Below are 15,583 nucleotides of genomic sequence, written 5' to 3' on the forward strand. Positions count from 1 at the left end.
GATGGGAGCACAATGGCACTGTCGCATGCGATACCGGGCGTGATCCTTGCCGGTGGCCTGTCCTCTCGGATGGGCCAGGACAAGACGCGTATCCGTCTCGGCGGCTGCGCGCTCATCGACCGCGCGGCCCGCCGCCTGCGCCCGCAGGTCTCCAGCGTCACAGTCAATGCCAATGGCCCCATGCTCTTCGAACGGGGTGAGGAACTGCCTGTTTTCGCAGATCTCGACGCAGCCCGTGCCGGCCCGCTCGGCGGGGTGCTGGCCGCCCTCGACCACGCCAGGCGCAACCATCCCGAAGCGAGCCATGTCGCGACCGTGCCGACGGACAGCCCGTTCTTCCCGACCGATCTCGTTCGCCGTCTAAGCCTCGCCATCGACACGCCCGAGCGCATCGCCGTGGCGCGGTCGGCAAGCGGCCTCCATCCGGTCTTCGCTCTCTGGCCCATAGCGCTTGCAGGCGATCTCGCGGATTGGCTGGCGGGCGGTGGAGCGCTGCGGGTGCGCAGCTATCTCGAACGGCACCAGGCGCGCGAAATCGCCTTCCCGCTGATTGAAACGCCACGCGGCGAGTTCGACCCGTTCTTCAACATCAACACGCCCGACGATCTCGATGAGGCGGAAAACTGGCTCTGGGTGTTGGAGAGATGACGAAACCAAAAATCTTCGGCATCGCCGGGTGGAAGAATTCCGGCAAGACAGGCCTTGCCGTGCGCCTGGTCACGGAACTTGTCGCGCGCGGCTACCGCGTCTCGACCATCAAGCACGCGCACCATGATTTCGATATCGACAAGGTCGGTGCCGACAGCTATCGCCACCGGCAGGCCGGCGCGCATGAAGTGACCATCGTCTCCGGCACGCGCTATGCCATCATGCACGAGCTGCGCGGCGCGCCGGAACCCAGTTTCGAGGAAATCCTCGCCCGCATCGCACCCTGCGATCTCGTGCTTATCGAAGGCTACAAGCGCGAACCCATCCCGAAGATCGAGGCGCGGCGCCTGGAGGCGGCCAACCGTACGCCGCTCGCGCCCGAAGACCCCCACATCGCCGCCATCGCCGCCGACCATCCCGTCGCGGACACAACGCTTCCGGTCTTCGACCTCGACGACATCCCGGCGATTGCCGACTTCGTCATCGCCATAACCGGCCTCCCCGCGCCCGTCACGGCCTGATCATCGCATCACCGCCGCCTGCTTTTCTCGTGCACCGATCTCCTCGGCGCTCGCTGAGCAACGTTAATTCCGGGTCAATTCTGTTCGATTTCAAGATGACCGTGTATCAATACGCGCCATAGCAATGTCTAATATGCTTAAATTAACCTTACCACTTAAGCTCTGTGACGGTTTTATTGCAATAGAATACCACCGGAGATACGTAGTATTTGATTAGCAACGCAGAGTTTTGCCATGGCACATATCATCTCAAGAGCCCGCGGCCGTTTTGGCCTCTTCACAAGCCCCTACGCACTCATCCTGGGCTCCTTGCTTTACTTTGCGTTCGCTTATTACTTCGATACCCGATGGCGCTACCTGCCCTATAATTTCGCGGCCATCCTCACGCTGGCGTCCATCATCTTCCTGATCTCCAGACGACCGTTCTTTTCGCTCTATGGCGCGACGCTGGTTGCGGTTCTCTTCACCCTCATCTCCATGATGAAGTTCCACTCCAAGGGACTGGCGCTGCACGTCTACGACGTCGTCTTCATCGGTTCCGACGTATCCACGCTGTCGTTTCTCGTGCGGTACTACCTGCCCGCCGTCATCGTGGCTGCGGTGGGTCTTGCGGCCATCGCGACGTTCCTGACGATCCTGTTCCGGCGGGAAGATCCGGCACCGTGGGGCGTCGGCGTCAGAAGCGGCATCGTCGCGGCAAGCCTGGTTGCCGCGGTCATCGCCCATCGCCCCACCACGCGGGATGCCGACTTCCTGCCTTTCATCGGAGGCTACAACGCCTCGGCCTTCTTCCTGTCGCTCTGGCATATTCCAAGCCTGATGAAGCCGATGCAGTTCGCCACCCCGCTCGACGGCGCCGACGCCGGTCAGCCTTTCGTCAACGACGCGCTCTGCACCAAATCCGGCAAGCAGCCCGATCTCTTCCTGACCCTTTCGGAAAGCCAGACCTCGCCGCTCGTCTTCCCGCAGCTTTCCATTCCGCAATCGGTCACGCAGACCTATCAGTCGGGTGACGGCACGATCCGGCCCCTGTTCGTCGAGATTTTCGGCGGCGGAACATGGATGACGAATTTCTCCGTGCTGACCGGCCTCTCTACCGCCGATTTCGGCTGGCTCGGCCCCTATGTGAACCACCTGCTCGTGGACAAGGTACGAGGCTCGTTGCCGGACGTGCTCGCCCGTTGCGGCTATCGCACGGTCGCATTCATGCCCATGCAGTACAATTCGATCAATGAAGGGCCGTTCCTGAAGTCGCTCGGTTTTCAGGAAATCTACGACGCCGACCACATGAGCCTGCCGGTCATGGGCGTGCGGGATACCAACTACTTCGACAATGCAAAAGACATGATTGCGCAGCATCGGAAGAACGACAAACGCCCGCTCTTCGTGCTCGTCCAGACCATGTTCACGCACTCGCCCTACGAGAACACGCTCGAACCGGTGGTGGCGGGAGAACATGTCTACGCAGACGATGCCGGCGCCAACGAATATCTGCGTCGCGTCGGCGCATCGCGAAGCGATCTGGTTGCATACCGGGACGCGATCAAGGCCGATCCCGGAGCGCGGGGAAGCGTCTTCCTCGAATTCGGCGATCACCAGTCCATCGCGACGAAACCGTACATCCTGGAACGAACCGACGACGACAACCCCTTCACGACTTTCCGTTCCCCGGTCTACGAGACCTTCTACGCGATCCACGGCTTCGGAACGCCGATAGACTATCGCAAGCTGGGTGTCGTGGATGCGCCGTTCCTCATTCCCAGCATCCTCGCGGCAACGGACCTGCCGAGCTCGCAGGTCTTCGACGACCTCGCCTCACTGAGCGACGTTTGCCACGGCGAATTTCACACATGCGCGCAGAGAGCGGCAGTCGATCGGCATATCAGGCGACGCATGGACGCCGACATGCTGCAATTGAACTAAGCGACGTCGCCCATCCCTGACAAAAAAGGCCGCGGGATCGCTCCCGCGGCCTTTCTTTCACGCTCGCCTTACCCGATTACTCGGCCATGGCGACCGGCTTCACCAGAGCGGTCACGCGACGGATGGTGACGCGGCGATTGAGCTGTTCGGCAGAATCCGTGTCGATCTTCAGGAATCGCTCGCCGTAGCCCTGCGTGGCAAGGTTTTCCGGCGGGATGTCGTAGACATCCGTCAGGATGTTCGCGACAGCCTCGGCGCGCTCGTCCGACAGAACGAGGTTCGATTCGTCCGAGCCGACGGCATCCGTGTGGCCTTCGATCAGGAAGGTCTCGCCGGCATCCTTGTCGAGGATCTCGTTGATCGCATCCGCCACCTTGCGCAGCGTCGCGGCCTGGTTCACCGAAATCTCCGAGGAACCGGTCGCAAACGTGATCGTGTCGAGGTCGATGCGACGCACCTTGTCGCGGATACGGGCCGAGTACTTCACCTCATCCAGCGTATAGACGCGCTCGACGGGTTCCACCGGCGGGCGATCGAGGAAGTCGCGATAGTCGCGCTCCTCTTCCGAGGAGGTGTCGATGATGTAGTCGTCGACCGGCACCGTCAGGCGCATCGGCGGCAGGCGCTCACCGGGGTCGACGAAGGTCGGCCGGCTGTCCCTGTCGATTTCGGGCGCATAGAACATCACGTATTCGCTGCCCGAACGATCAATGCGCGAGCGCTGGATGACATCGCCGTAGCGGCTGCGGATCGTCACGACGCGGTCGCCGTTCGGCCGCACGATGACCTCGCGAACGCGACCGTGCGGCAGATCCTCGTAATAGGTCTCGGTTGCCCGGCGCGACAGGCGGCGGCCGTCGTCGGAACGCACGATGATGCGGTCGCCGAAATTGATGACGGCGCGATCATCGAACTGACGTTCGACGCGCCAGCCATCCCGCTCCTCATAGCGCGGCCGGCGGTCGCGCCGTTCACCCCGTTCGCGCTCGCCCGATTCGTAGCGCACACGGTCCCGGTCCTTCCATCCGACCTGCGCGTCGCGGTCGGATTCCGGCACGCGGACCCGCACGTTTTCCCGCTCCTCCGCGCGCTTGCGGCGACGCTCCTCGCGCGCAGAACCCTTGCGGTTGTCGAAATCCTTGTCGCTGTCGAGCACGGCCGCGCCATCGACAAACGGCAACTCGATCGTTTCGTTCGTCTTGGACGGGTCCCTGGCGATGCGCTCGCGATTTTCGTCGCGCTTGCGACGGGGCCGTTCGGCCTTCTTCTCTTCACGCTGCTGGTCCTCGGCCGCCTCGCGCTGCTTCTTGCGGCGCTCCTCGCGGGCCTTCTGACGATCCTGCTCCTGCTGATCACCAGCCTCGGCTTCCCGTTGTTTCTGACGACGCTCTTCACGCGCCTTCTGGCGGTCCTGCTGTTGCTGATCGTCGCCTTCGGCCGCTTCGCGCTGCTTCTTACGGCGCTCTTCACGCGCCTTCTCGCGGTCCTGCTGCTGTTGCTCGCCGGCTTCGGCTTCCCGCTGCTTCTGGCGACGCTCCTCGCGCGCCTTCTGACGATCCTGTTGCTGCTGATCGTCGCCTTCGGCCGCTTCGCGCTGTTTCTTGCGGCGCTCTTCGCGGGCCTTCTGACGATCCTCCTGCTGCTGCTGATCACCGGCCTCGGCTTCCCGCTGCTTCTGGCGACGCTCTTCACGTGCCTTCTGGCGGTCCTGCTGTTGCTGATCGTCGCCTTCGGCCGCTTCGCGCTGCTTCTTGCGGCGCTCTTCGCGGGCCTTCTGGCGATCCTCCTGCTGCTGCTGATCGCCGGCCTCGGCTTCCCGCTGCTTCTGGCGACGCTCTTCACGCGCCTTCTGGCGGTCCTGCTGTTGCTGTTCATCGCCCTGGGCGGCTTCGCGCTGCTTCTTGCGCCGTTCCTGACGTTCCTGCTGCTGCTGATCGTCGCCTTCGGCCGACTCGCGCTGTTTCTTGCGGCGTTCGCCCTGCTGTTCGCCGTTCTCCTGCTGCTGCTGTTCCTTCTGGCGCTGCCTGCGCAGTTTGCGCTGCTCCGCTTCGGAAAGATCGCCCTCCTGGACGGTGATGACATGCGGCATACCGCTCTCGACGATCGGCGGGCGGACCATCGCCGCCTGAACCGGTTGCCAGACAAGCGAAACGATAGGCAAAGCCACCGTTGCCAGAAGTGTCGTTCTCTTACCCATGGGTGTTTCCTCGTTTGCCCGTTGCCGGCAATGGATCAATCGTTTTGGGCAAATTCGTGTTTCCACATATTCGCCGGTGTGAATCGACGCTAGACCATTACACATGAATCCGCGCTGAATGCGACGGAGCCGCAGGCCCGATGGCCTGCGGCTCCGTCTAAACGCACGAGGACGCGATCTAGTTCGCCTTGGCGACCGGGCGGACCAGCGTCGTGACGCGACGGATGGTGACGCGGCGGTTCTGCTGCTCGGCCACGTCGGCGCGCACCTTCAGGAAGCGCTCGCCATAACCTTGCGTCTGCAGGTTCTCCGGCGGAATGCCGTAAACCTCCGTCAGCAGGCTTGCGACCGATTCGGCGCGCTCGTCGGAAAGCACGAGGTTCGACTTGTCGGAGCCGACAGCGTCCGTGTGGCCTTCGATCAGAAAGGTCTCGCCCGGATCCTTATCGAGCACCTTCTGCATCGCGTCGGCAACGCTGCGCAGGGTACGGGCCTGCGACATCGGCACTTCGGCGCTCGCCGTTGCGAAGGTGATCGTATCGAGGTCGATGCGGCGTACCTTGTCACGCAGGCGGGCCGATTGCTTCACCTCGTCGATCGTATAGACGCGCTCGACGCGCTCCACCGGAGGCTCGGCAAGGAACTCGTAGTAGTCACGGTCCGGATCGCTCGACGTATCGATGATGTAGTCGCTGACGGGAATGCGCAGGCGCATCGGCGGCAGTTCGTAGCCGATGTCGACGAGACCCGGACGCGGCGCGTCCCCCTCCAGCTCCGGCGCATAGACGAGAATGTGCTCCCGTCCGTCCCGGCCGACGCGCGAGCGCTGAATGATGTCGCCATAGCGGTTGTAGATGGTGACGATGCGCACGCCGCCGGGGCGCTGGATCGTCTCGCGGACGCGACCGCGGGCGAGGTTGTCATAGGTGACCTCCTCGGAATCCCGGCGAAGACGCGGACGGTCGTCGCCGCGAACGATCAGCTGGTCGCCTACCTCCAGAACCGTGCGGTTCTCGATGCGCTCGATGACATTGACCTGCGTGACGCTGTTGTCGATCGTGTTGTTGTTGACGATCGTCGTGTTGTTGATGACCGTGTTGTTGACGATGTTGGTGGTCTCGGGAACGATGAATGCCGGAGCCTCTTCGACGCGCTTGCCTTCTTCGTTGATCGCCGCCTCGATACGCTGGGGAACGGCCTCGCGGACCTCTTCGGAAATCGTGGCCTGCGCGCTGTCGTCCGTGTCGGGAACCGGTACTTCCTCCTCTTGCGCGCGCTGTTCCTCACGCTGCTTGCGGCGGTTGTCACGGCTTTTCTGGCCGCCGGCATTGTCGGCGTCCTTGTCGCTGTCCAGCACGGCCGCACCGTTTTCGACAGGCAAAACGACCGTCTCATCGGTCTTGCCCGGATCCTGGGCGATGTCCTGTTTCTGCTCTTCCGTCAGCGTTTCAACAACCTCCGGAACCGCTTCGCTGGCGGGTGCGTCCTCGCCGGTCTGCTGGCTCTGTTCGGCGGCAGGCTGCTCGGATTGCTGTTGCTGCTCTTCAGCCGCCTTCTGCTCGTCAGCCTGACGCTGTTGATCCTCAGCCGCTTTCTGTTCGTCGGCCTGGCGTTGTTGATCCTCAGCCGCCTTTTGCTCGTCGGCCTGACGTTGCTGGTCCTCGGCCGCCTTTTGCTCATCGGCTTGGCGCTGCTGGTCCTCCGCCGCCTTCTGTTCATCAGCCTGAGGCTGCTGGTCCTCGGCCGCTTTCTGCTCATCAGCCTGGCGTTGCTGCTCGTCTTCGGCAGCCTTCTGCTCATCGGCCTGGCGTTGCTGATCCTCGGCCGCCTTCTGCTCATCGGCCTGGCGTTGCTGGTCCTCGGCCGCCTTCTGCTCATCGGCCTGGCGCTGCTGCTCTTCGGCCGCCTTCTGCTCATCGGCCTGGCGTTGCTGGTCCTCGGCCGCCTTCTGCTCATCGGCCTGGCGCTGCTGCTCTTCGGCCGCCTTCTGCTCATCGGCCTGGCGTTGCTGGTCCTCGGCCGCCTTCTGCTCATCGGCCTGGCGCTGCTGCTCTTCGGCCGCCTTTTGCTCGTCGGCCTGACGCTGCTGCTCGTCTTCGGCCGCCTTTTGTTCATCCGCCTGGCGTTGCTGTTCTTCCTGTTCGGCGCGCTGTTGCTCTTCCTGCTGCTGTTTCAGCAGTTCCTCTTCACTCGGCTGGTTCTCGTCGCTGGCCTGGGCCACCTCGAAAGGCTTCATGCGCGCGTCGGCCAGCGTCGGCGTTGCGATCAGCGAGGCTGACAGCAGGGGCAGAGCCACGGTGGCAAAAAGTCTGGAGCGGAAAGTCATCGTTCTGTCCTCACGGTGTCCCGTCTATCTGTCTGGAGCGGCGCCTCCCGGCTCTTGCGGCCGGCCGTCAACACCCGTTTCCCTACAGGCCTAGTCATGCGGGCGTGAACCGCGCCTGAACGACCTGTTCAACCGCGAGATAGGTCGCACCATCCGCAAGGCTAGTGGCGACGCGTCAAATTGTCGGGGAAACGCGGTGGAAGCACGGCGGAAAAGCAGTTGATTTTTTGTGAGAAACAGTTCGATTATCCAACCCAAGCGGGCAGGCCTGCCCGCTTCAATTCAGGGCCCGGACAACAAGAAAAACCCGAGAGCCTTCAACAGAGAGGATCACAATGCGTATTTCCAAACGTTTCACGCTCGCAGCATCGGCTGCCGTCATCGCCCTCTTCGCGACGTCCGCGATGGCTGAAGGCGAGAAGATCGTGATCGGCACGGAAGGCGCCTACCCGCCCTTCAACAATCTCGAGGCCGACGGCACGCTGACCGGTTTCGACATCGACATCGCCAAGGCGCTCTGCGAGGAAATGAAGGCTGAATGCACCTTCGTGACGCAGGACTGGGACGGCATCATTCCGGCACTGATCGCCAAGAAGTTCGACGCCATCGTCGCTTCCATGTCGATCACCGCCGAGCGCAAGGAAAAGGTCGACTTCTCCAAGAAGTACTACAACACGCCGCCGGCCATCATCGTGCCGAAGGATTCCGACATCAAGGAAGCGACGCCCGAAGCGCTCGCCGGCAAGGCGCTCGGCGCCCAGGGTTCTACGACCCATTCCAACTATGCCCAGGCGCATATGAAGGATGCCGACGTCAAGATGTATCCGACGTCCGACGAGTACAAGCTCGACATCGCCAACGGCCGCATCGATGCCGCCATCGACGACGTCGTCGTTCTCTCGGAATGGCTGAAGACCGACGCCGGCTCGTGCTGCAAGCTGCTCGGCACGCTGCCGATCGACCCGGTCATCAACGGCGAAGGCGCCGGCATCGCGGTCCGCAAGGACGAAACGGAACTGGCCGACAAGTTCACCGCGGCGATCGCGGCGATCCGCAAGAGCGGCAAGTACCAGGAAATCAACGCCAAGTACTTCCCGTTCGACGTTTACGGCGAGTAAGATCGGCACATTCTGCTCATGAGGGTTTTTTCTGACCCCATCACCAGAATGCACGGGCGGGAGGGCTTGCTCTCCCGCTCCTTTTGTTTGAGAAGTTGGACATAAAGAAAAGAGGGGCGCATCAAGCGCCTTAACAAGAAGCGTAAAACGCGCATCGGGGGTAATTCTGGCATGAGCGGGTTCTTCACCGCCATCGTCGAGGCGGTATCCGCATTTCTGGGGATCATCGATCCCCTCTGCGGACCGATCGGCATCTTCAATCTTTTCGCGGGCAACACGCTGCTCGCCTGCGGCGCCGCAGGCTGGGGCGACGAGATCGCCTTCGGCTTCCTGGTCACGGCGAGCCTTGCCATCGCGACGCTGCCGGTCGGCCTCGTCATGGGCTTCTTCATCGCGCTGGCAAAACAGTCGGAAGAAAAGTCGCTGCGGCTTTCGGCCAACATCTACACCACGCTCTTCCGTGGCCTGCCGGAGCTTCTGACGCTCTTCATCATCTATTACGGCCTGCAGATCGTCGTGCAGAACTTCGCGACCGCGATCGGTTATGAGGGCACGATCGAGATCAACGCCTTCTTCGCCGGCATGATCGCGCTCGGCATGGTCTTTTCCGCCTATTGCTCGGAAGTGCTGCTGTCGGCCTTCAAGGCCATTCCGCGCGGCCAGTACGAGGCGGGTTATGCGCTCGGCCTGCACAAGGGCCGCACCATGCAGCTCATCGTCCTGCCGCAGCTCATCCGCGTTGCCCTGCCCGGCCTCGGCAATCTCTGGATGGCGCTCCTGAAGGACACCGCCCTCGTCTCCGTCGTCGGCCTGCCGGATATCCTGCGCCAGACGAGTGTCGCGGCACGCGTCACCAAGGAAGCCTTCGAGTTCTACGCCATCGCCTGCGTGCTGTTCCTCATCCTCGCCTTCCTCTCCTCGCTGGTCTTCTCCAGCATCGAGGGCTGGGCCAAGCGTTCGGAGGCCGCACGATGAGCTTCGTCACCACCCTCATCGCACCGCAGGCCCCGCCGCCGGCCCCGCCGAAACCCGTCACCGCCGGCCGCCTCTTCGGCAATGCCTTCCTGGGCATCTGGCTGGCGCTCGCCGTCGGCATCTTCATGATGATCGTCGGCGGATGGGATCCGGAAAAATTCGCGAAATACGGCCCGAACTACCTGTCCGGCCTCGGCGTGACGATGTTGCTCGTCGTCCTGTCGGTCGTGCTCGGCGCCCTCCTGTCGCTGCCCCTCGCCTTCGCGCGCATGTCGAAGAACCCGGTCCTTTCCTGGATCGCCTACGCCTATGTCTACTTCTTCCGCGGCACGCCGCTGCTCACCCAGCTCTTCCTCATCTATTACGGCCTCGGCAGTTTCTCGGCCGAACTGAAAGCCTGGGGGCTCTGGTGGTTCTTCCGCGATGCCTGGAACTGCGCGCTGCTCACCTTCACGCTCAACACCGCCGCCTACCAGGCCGAAATCCTGCGCGGCGCCATCGAGAGCGTTCCGCGCGGCCAGCATGAAGGCGCCGATGCGCTTGGCCTGCCGAAGAAGATCGCCTTCTTCAAGGTCATCCTGCCGCAGGCCCTCATCGTGGCGCTGCGTCCCTATGGCAACGAAATCATCCTGATGATCAAGGGCTCGGCCATCGTCGCCATCGTCACGGTTCTCGACCTGATGGGCCAGACCCGCCTCGCCTTCTCGCGCACCTTCGACTACCAGGCCTATCTCTGGGCGGCGCTGATGTATCTGCTGATCGTGGAGTTGCTGCGCAACATCTGGGCCTGGCTGGAAGCCCGCCTGACACGCCACCTCAAGCGTTGACATCATTGGCAGCACTCGATTGCGAGTGCTGCCAACACACTGTTTTCAAAAGAAATATCCTCTTACGTCGCGAGACGTTAAGGCTGCGTTAACCTTGCGGGCGTTCAATCATAGGGACCATCATTCAGCAGCAATGAGGTCCCTATGACGAACGACATGGCAATGCAGCTCAAGGGCTACGGCGTGACCACGGCCCAGATCCTCTATCGCATGCCCGATCATCAGCAATTCCTGCAGACCTATATCTGGCAGCACTACGACCTCGCCCCGGATTTCCCGGAGATGAAGACTTTCCTGAAATTCTGGCAGGAAAAGCTCGACGGCCCCATTCACTCCGTCCGCTACATCCACCGCCGTCTGATTTCGGCGACGGAGTGGCGCGCGCTGAAGGGCGAGTTCGTCATCAACTGAGCCCGAAGTCCAGGATGGTCAGACATGCACCGAACCATGCGCCAGTTCGGTGTCGGACATGTCCACCTTCATCGAGAAATAGGCGATGACGGCATAGAGCAGCGCCACGCCGCCGATCACCACGAGGCCGGGTATCGGGCCGAGCGCCGCATTGGCGACCACATGTTCGAGCGCGAGCGTCATGTCCTTGCCTGCCGTGGCCGGCCTCTGCATCATCGAGGATGAAATCTTCAAGGCCCAGGCGAGCAGCAGGATGAGATAGAGCCAGCAGTAGTTTCGCCGGAGCCGCCGACAGGCCGCGTCGCGGTAGCTGATCAGGAACTCCGGCTTGCGCAGGCTCTTGGCGATCGGCGCGGCCCAATCGAGGTCGAGGGCGGCGCGCGGGTTGAGGATTTCAGCGAAGTAGAAGCGCTCCAGCTGGCGCACCCGCGCGCGGTAGACGTCGAAGAACCGGTAGCGTCGCGCTTCGATCATCAGGAGCAGCGAGACGAGCAGCATGGCGAAGAGCAGGACGCCGTGATGCGAGGTCGGCGTCGAGAGCGACACCGAGAGCAGCGCCGCCACCACCGTGATCGCCCAGTTCGACGTTCGGTCGATCCGGTCGCGCCAGCCGGCCATGCGGCCAAGCTCGCCGCGATAATAGTGCACCATCGTGTTGATGGTCTCCATGGGCGTCGCCGGCAAAGCGGGACTGCCTGTGCGCTTCGCCTCGGCGGAAAGCGACAAAGGGGACATATCGGCGGGCATATCCTTCCTCCAACTGTCTTTTTGGTCTTGCGAGGATGATGCGCCTGTTTCAGCAATTGATAAACGGCTATTTGCACTTAAGCTTGGTCTGCCGGCCGCCGCGTGCACACTCCATTGCCAAAACTCCGCCTGGACCTTAAGAGACGCCTCATGAAAAAGATCGACGAAGATGCGCTCGCGGAAGCCTATAACCGCGCCCTCTCGCTGGAAAAATCCGGCGATTTCGATGCCGCCGCCCAGGCCTATGCCGACGTGCTGGCGCTCGACCCCGATGACCATGGCGGGGCGGCCGTGCGGCTCGCCTCGATGGGCCGTGGCGACACGCCGGAAAAGGCGCCGGACGCCTATGTCGCCACCCTTTTCGACCAGCATGCCGAAGTGTTCGAAGACGTGCTCGTCGAGCAGCTCGGTTATTGCGTGCCGCTTCTGGTGCGCCAGCGCTTCCAGGACCTCAAGATGGGGCCGTTCCAGCGCGTGCTCGACCTTGGCTGCGGCACGGGTCTGACCGGCGGCGCCTTGCGCGATATGGCGGAGGACATCACCGGCGTCGACCTGTCGGAGAACATGATCGAAGTCGCCCATGAGAAGGACCTCTACGAGACGCTCTATGTCGGCGAAGCCGTCGACTTCCTCGACGACAACGACGACGAGCCCTTCGACCTCATCACCGCGACCGACGTGCTGCCCTATCTCGGCGCGCTGGAGCCGCTGTTCTTCGGCGTCGCCGAAAATCTCGTAGCGGGGGGACACTTCATCTTCTCGTCCGAAACGCTGCCCGAACACACCTTTGCCGGCCGCCCCTTCATGGTCGGTCCGAACCAGCGTTTTGCGCATGCAGCCGATTACGTCCTCCAGCGTCTCGACGAGACCGGCTTCGATCTCGTCGAGATCACAGATATCACCGTGCGCATGGAGGAAGGCCAGCCGATCGCCGGTCACCTCGTGCTCGCGAAGTATCGCGGCTGAAGGGCGGGGAGTATTTCCCCGCATCTGAGAGAAACACTTTCGCCGGAAACGATGATCCGTTACACCTCCTGCCAGCAAGTGCAGGAGGGTACGGCATGGCAAAAGTTGCGTTCATCGGTCTCGGTGTCATGGGCTATCCCATGGCGGGTCACCTGAAGGTCAAGGGCGGCCATGCGGTCGCGGTCTACAACCGCACCTTCGCCAAGGCCGAGAAATGGGCGGCCGAATTCGGCGGCACGGCGTTCCGCACACCGGCGGAAGCCGCAGAAGACGCCGACTTCGTCTTCACCTGCGTCGGCAATGACGACGACCTGCGCTCCGTGACGACGGCAAAAGGCGGCGTGCTCGACGGCATGAAGGCCGGCGCCATCCTGATCGACAACACCACCGCCTCCGCCGAAGTCGCCCGCGAACTCGATGCGGCAACCAGGGCCAAGGGCCTGCACTTCATCGACGCTCCCGTCTCCGGCGGTCAGGCCGGCGCGGAGAATGGCGTGCTGACGGTCATGTGCGGCGGCGAGGAAACGGTCTTCGACAAGGCAAGGCCCGTCATCGACGCCTATGCCCGCATGGTTGGCCTGATGGGGCCGGCCGGCAGCGGCCAGCTCGCCAAGATGGTCAACCAGATCTGCGTTGCCGGCGTCGTGCAGGGTCTCGCCGAAGCCATCCATTTCGGCAAGCAGGCGGGGCTCGACATGGAAGCCGTCATCGAGGTCATCTCCAAGGGCGCTGCCGGTTCCTGGCAGATGGACAACCGCCACAAGACGATGATCGCCGGCAAATACGATTTTGGATTCGCCATCGACTGGATGCGCAAGGACCTCGACATCGTCCTGTCCGAAGCCCGGCGCAACGGCGCGAAGCTGCCGACCACCGCCCTCATAGACCAGTTCTACGGCGACGTGCAGGACATGGGCGGCAATCGCTGGGACACGTCCTCGCTGCTCGCCCGTCTCGAACGGAAATGATCGATCAGGCTTCCACCGCCAGCGAGATCATCGACCACCTCCGGTCGCTCCGGTCGGAGGAAAACATCGCCGGCATGGAGCGCTTCGGCATCGCCACCGGAACAGCGCTCGGAATTTCCAACCCAGACCTGCGCAAGATCGGGCGGCTAACAGGCAGGAACCACGCACGCGCCTTCGCGCTGTGGACGAGCGACATCCGCGAAGCCCGCATGCTGGCGCTCTATACACTCGAGCCGAAGAAACTCACGACGGAAGAGGCATGGCGCCTCAGCGAGGATTTCAACTCCTGGGAAATCGTCGATGGCGCGGCGGATATCTTTGTCGAGGCCGGGCTCGTCGAGTTGATCCCGGATTTCGCGGCCGACGAGCGGGAATTCGTGCGCCGCACCGCCTTCGCGATGATTGCGGGCGCGGCCATGCATCTGAAAAAAGAACCGGACGCGACGTTGATCGCCTGGCTGGACCTCATCGAGGATCATGCCGGCGACCCACGCAATTTTGTGAAGAAAGCGGTCAACTGGGCGCTGCGCAACATCGGCAAGCGCAGCCACGCCTGCCACGCGCCGGCCGTCGCGCTTGCGCAAAAACTCTCCGAGAGTTCGGACAGGACGGCACGCTGGATCGGCAAGGATGCCGTTCGCGAGCTGACGGACGAAAAGATCCTCGCGCGGATCAAGCGCTGAGCATTTCCAGCCGAAGCGACATCGCTTCGGCGTCGGATAATGCCGTAAAACCAGACCCTGGGCCGACAGACCTTAGTCGTCGCCGCTCTTCTGGTCCACGACCATGTAGTCGAGCGGCAACTCGGTCGTGTACTTGATCTGCTCCATGGCGAAGGCCGACGAGACGTCGCGAATTTCGATGCGGGCGATCATGCGCTTGTAGAAGGCGTCATAGGCGCCGATGTCGGGCACCACGACGCGCAGCAGGTAATCCACCTCGCCGCTCATGCGGTAGAATTCCACGACTTCAGGGAATTCGACGATCACTTCGGAAAAACGCTTCAGCCATTCGGTGGAATGGGAGTTGGTGCGGATCGAGACGAAGACGGTGACCTTGGTGTTGATCTTGATCGGATCGAGCAGCGCGACGCGCTTGCGGATCACGCCATCCTCTTCCATCTTCTGGATGCGCCGCCAGCAGGGCGTGGTCGAAAGCCCGACCTTCTTGGCGAGGTCGGCCACAGCCAGCGTGGAATCTTCCTGCAGAAGGCGCAGGATTTTGCGGTCCAGACGATCCATTATAGTCCCCTAAGAAATTTAATTCCCTCATACACCGACATTACGGCAAATGGGAAGAATTACATTTCATTCCGCGATAATTTTCACCCGCTTTCGCAGTTCTGGCAGAACCTCTTCCGAAAACCAGGGATTTCGTTTCAGCCAGCCGGTATTGCGCCAGCTCGGATGCGGCAGCGGCAAGACGGCTGGCGCCTCGTTGCGTCCGAGATGGCGGCGCCAGTCGCGCACAGTCTCGGTCATGCTCTTCGCCCTCGCCGCACCGAGATGCCATGCCTGAGCATACTGGCCGATCGCCAGCACCAGTTCCACCTGCGGCATGGCCGCGATGACCCGCGTTCGCCAAAGCGGGGCGCATTCCCGGCGTGGCGGCAAGTCGCTGCCGTGGACATCGTAGCCGGGAAAACAGAAGCCCATCGGCACGATGGAAAATTTTCGCGGGTCGTAAAAGTCTTCGCGCGTCACGCCCAGCCAGTCGCGCAGGCGGTCACCGGAAGCATCGTTGAAAGGCAGCCCGCTCTCATGCACGCGCAGCCCGGGCGCCTGCCCGGCGATAAGGATGCGCGCCGTTCGGGAGATGACGGCAACGGGTCGCGGTTCGTGCGGCAACCGATCGTCCGGCCCCTTCGCCGGGGCATCACGACAGAGCCGGCAGGCCGCGATCGCCGCGCTCAGCGCAGCGATGTCGTCGGCAGGGTTTCGCTCGTCCATCGCACCG

The 15,583-nt window shown here is 62.6% G+C and carries 15 protein-coding genes; 10 read left to right on the forward strand and 5 right to left on the reverse strand.

Features of this window, described 5'->3' with window-relative positions; genetic code table 11:
* The first annotated feature begins 12 nt into the window (after positions 1–12).
* From mobA to MUO32_RS11655, 3 genes are all read left to right on the forward strand, one after another.
* The gene (gene mobA, locus MUO32_RS11645; RefSeq protein WP_257948454.1) at positions 13–648 is read left to right on the forward strand and encodes a molybdenum cofactor guanylyltransferase MobA; all 636 of its coding nucleotides are present in this window, start codon (positions 13–15) and stop codon (positions 646–648) included.
* Positions 645–1,169: a molybdopterin-guanine dinucleotide biosynthesis protein B gene (gene mobB / locus MUO32_RS11650; RefSeq protein ID WP_257948455.1), complete on the forward strand. Its 525-nt coding sequence runs from the start codon at positions 645–647 to the stop codon at positions 1,167–1,169. Before mobA ends, mobB begins: the two co-directional genes overlap by 4 nt.
* A gap of 234 nt (positions 1,170–1,403) precedes the next feature.
* A complete protein-coding gene (locus tag MUO32_RS11655) occupies positions 1,404–3,092 on the forward strand; it encodes a sulfatase-like hydrolase/transferase (RefSeq protein WP_257948456.1) in 1,689 nt (562 codons plus the stop codon).
* Positions 3,093–3,168: 76 nt separating this feature from the next.
* Here MUO32_RS11655 and MUO32_RS11660 read toward each other — a convergent pair whose 3' ends face one another.
* Together MUO32_RS11660 and MUO32_RS11665 are read right to left on the reverse strand one after the other, a co-directional pair.
* A complete protein-coding gene (locus MUO32_RS11660; protein WP_257948457.1) occupies positions 3,169–5,289 on the reverse strand; it encodes an OmpA family protein in 2,121 nt (706 codons plus the stop codon).
* A gap of 178 nt (positions 5,290–5,467) precedes the next feature.
* Positions 5,468–7,615, reverse strand: a complete 2,148-nt coding sequence (locus MUO32_RS11665) for an OmpA family protein (protein WP_257948459.1) — start codon at positions 7,613–7,615, stop codon at positions 5,468–5,470.
* A 335-nt stretch (positions 7,616–7,950) separates the two neighbouring features.
* Here MUO32_RS11665 and MUO32_RS11670 point away from each other — a divergent pair, with 335 nt between their 5' ends.
* The 4 genes from MUO32_RS11670 (at position 7,951) to MUO32_RS11685 (ending at position 10,946) form a co-directional block, all read left to right on the forward strand.
* A complete protein-coding gene (locus tag MUO32_RS11670) occupies positions 7,951–8,733 on the forward strand; it encodes an ABC transporter substrate-binding protein (RefSeq protein ID WP_257948460.1) in 783 nt (260 codons plus the stop codon).
* 171 nt (positions 8,734–8,904) lie between these two features.
* Positions 8,905–9,708 (forward strand): ABC transporter permease, encoded by an 804-nt coding sequence (locus MUO32_RS11675; protein WP_257948461.1) that lies wholly within the window; start codon positions 8,905–8,907, stop codon positions 9,706–9,708.
* The gene (locus tag MUO32_RS11680) at positions 9,705–10,535 is read left to right on the forward strand and encodes an ABC transporter permease (RefSeq protein WP_257948462.1); all 831 of its coding nucleotides are present in this window, start codon (positions 9,705–9,707) and stop codon (positions 10,533–10,535) included. Before MUO32_RS11675 ends, MUO32_RS11680 begins: the two co-directional genes overlap by 4 nt.
* 144 nt (positions 10,536–10,679) lie before the next feature.
* The gene (locus MUO32_RS11685) at positions 10,680–10,946 is read left to right on the forward strand and encodes an usg protein (RefSeq protein ID WP_257948463.1); all 267 of its coding nucleotides are present in this window, start codon (positions 10,680–10,682) and stop codon (positions 10,944–10,946) included.
* Positions 10,947–10,964: 18 nt separating this feature from the next.
* On the opposite strand, the gene MUO32_RS11690 is transcribed toward MUO32_RS11685, so the two are convergent.
* A complete protein-coding gene (locus tag MUO32_RS11690) occupies positions 10,965–11,693 on the reverse strand; it encodes a DUF2270 domain-containing protein (RefSeq protein WP_257948464.1) in 729 nt (242 codons plus the stop codon).
* Between the two features lie 150 nt (positions 11,694–11,843).
* Here MUO32_RS11690 and MUO32_RS11695 point away from each other — a divergent pair, with 150 nt between their 5' ends.
* The 3 genes from MUO32_RS11695 to MUO32_RS11705 all read left to right on the forward strand — a co-directional run bounded on the left by MUO32_RS11695 (position 11,844) and on the right by MUO32_RS11705 (position 14,310).
* Positions 11,844–12,659 carry a class I SAM-dependent methyltransferase gene (locus tag MUO32_RS11695; RefSeq protein ID WP_257948465.1) on the forward strand — a complete coding sequence of 272 codons (816 nt, stop codon included), beginning with the start codon at positions 11,844–11,846 and terminating at the stop codon, positions 12,657–12,659.
* Positions 12,660–12,754: 95 nt separating this feature from the next.
* On the forward strand, positions 12,755–13,627 hold the full coding sequence (locus tag MUO32_RS11700) for an NAD(P)-dependent oxidoreductase (RefSeq protein WP_257948466.1): 873 nt from the start codon (positions 12,755–12,757) through the stop codon (positions 13,625–13,627).
* Positions 13,624–14,310: a DNA alkylation repair protein gene (locus MUO32_RS11705; RefSeq protein ID WP_257948467.1), complete on the forward strand. Its 687-nt coding sequence runs from the start codon at positions 13,624–13,626 to the stop codon at positions 14,308–14,310. The genes MUO32_RS11700 and MUO32_RS11705 overlap by 4 nt, the downstream gene beginning before the upstream one ends.
* 72 nt (positions 14,311–14,382) lie before the next feature.
* Here the strand turns inward: MUO32_RS11705 and MUO32_RS11710 are convergent, their stop codons facing one another.
* Entirely contained in the window at positions 14,383–14,868 is a 486-nt protein-coding gene (locus MUO32_RS11710; RefSeq protein ID WP_257948468.1) for an Lrp/AsnC family transcriptional regulator, read from the reverse strand.
* Between the two features lie 66 nt (positions 14,869–14,934).
* Positions 14,935–15,576 (reverse strand): uracil-DNA glycosylase family protein, encoded by a 642-nt coding sequence (locus MUO32_RS11715; protein ID WP_257948469.1) that lies wholly within the window; start codon positions 15,574–15,576, stop codon positions 14,935–14,937.
* Between the last annotated feature and the right edge of the window lie 7 nt (positions 15,577–15,583).

It is taken from the genome of Shinella sp. CPCC 101442, assembly GCF_024704725.1.
Lineage (GTDB): Bacteria > Pseudomonadota > Alphaproteobacteria > Rhizobiales > Rhizobiaceae > Shinella.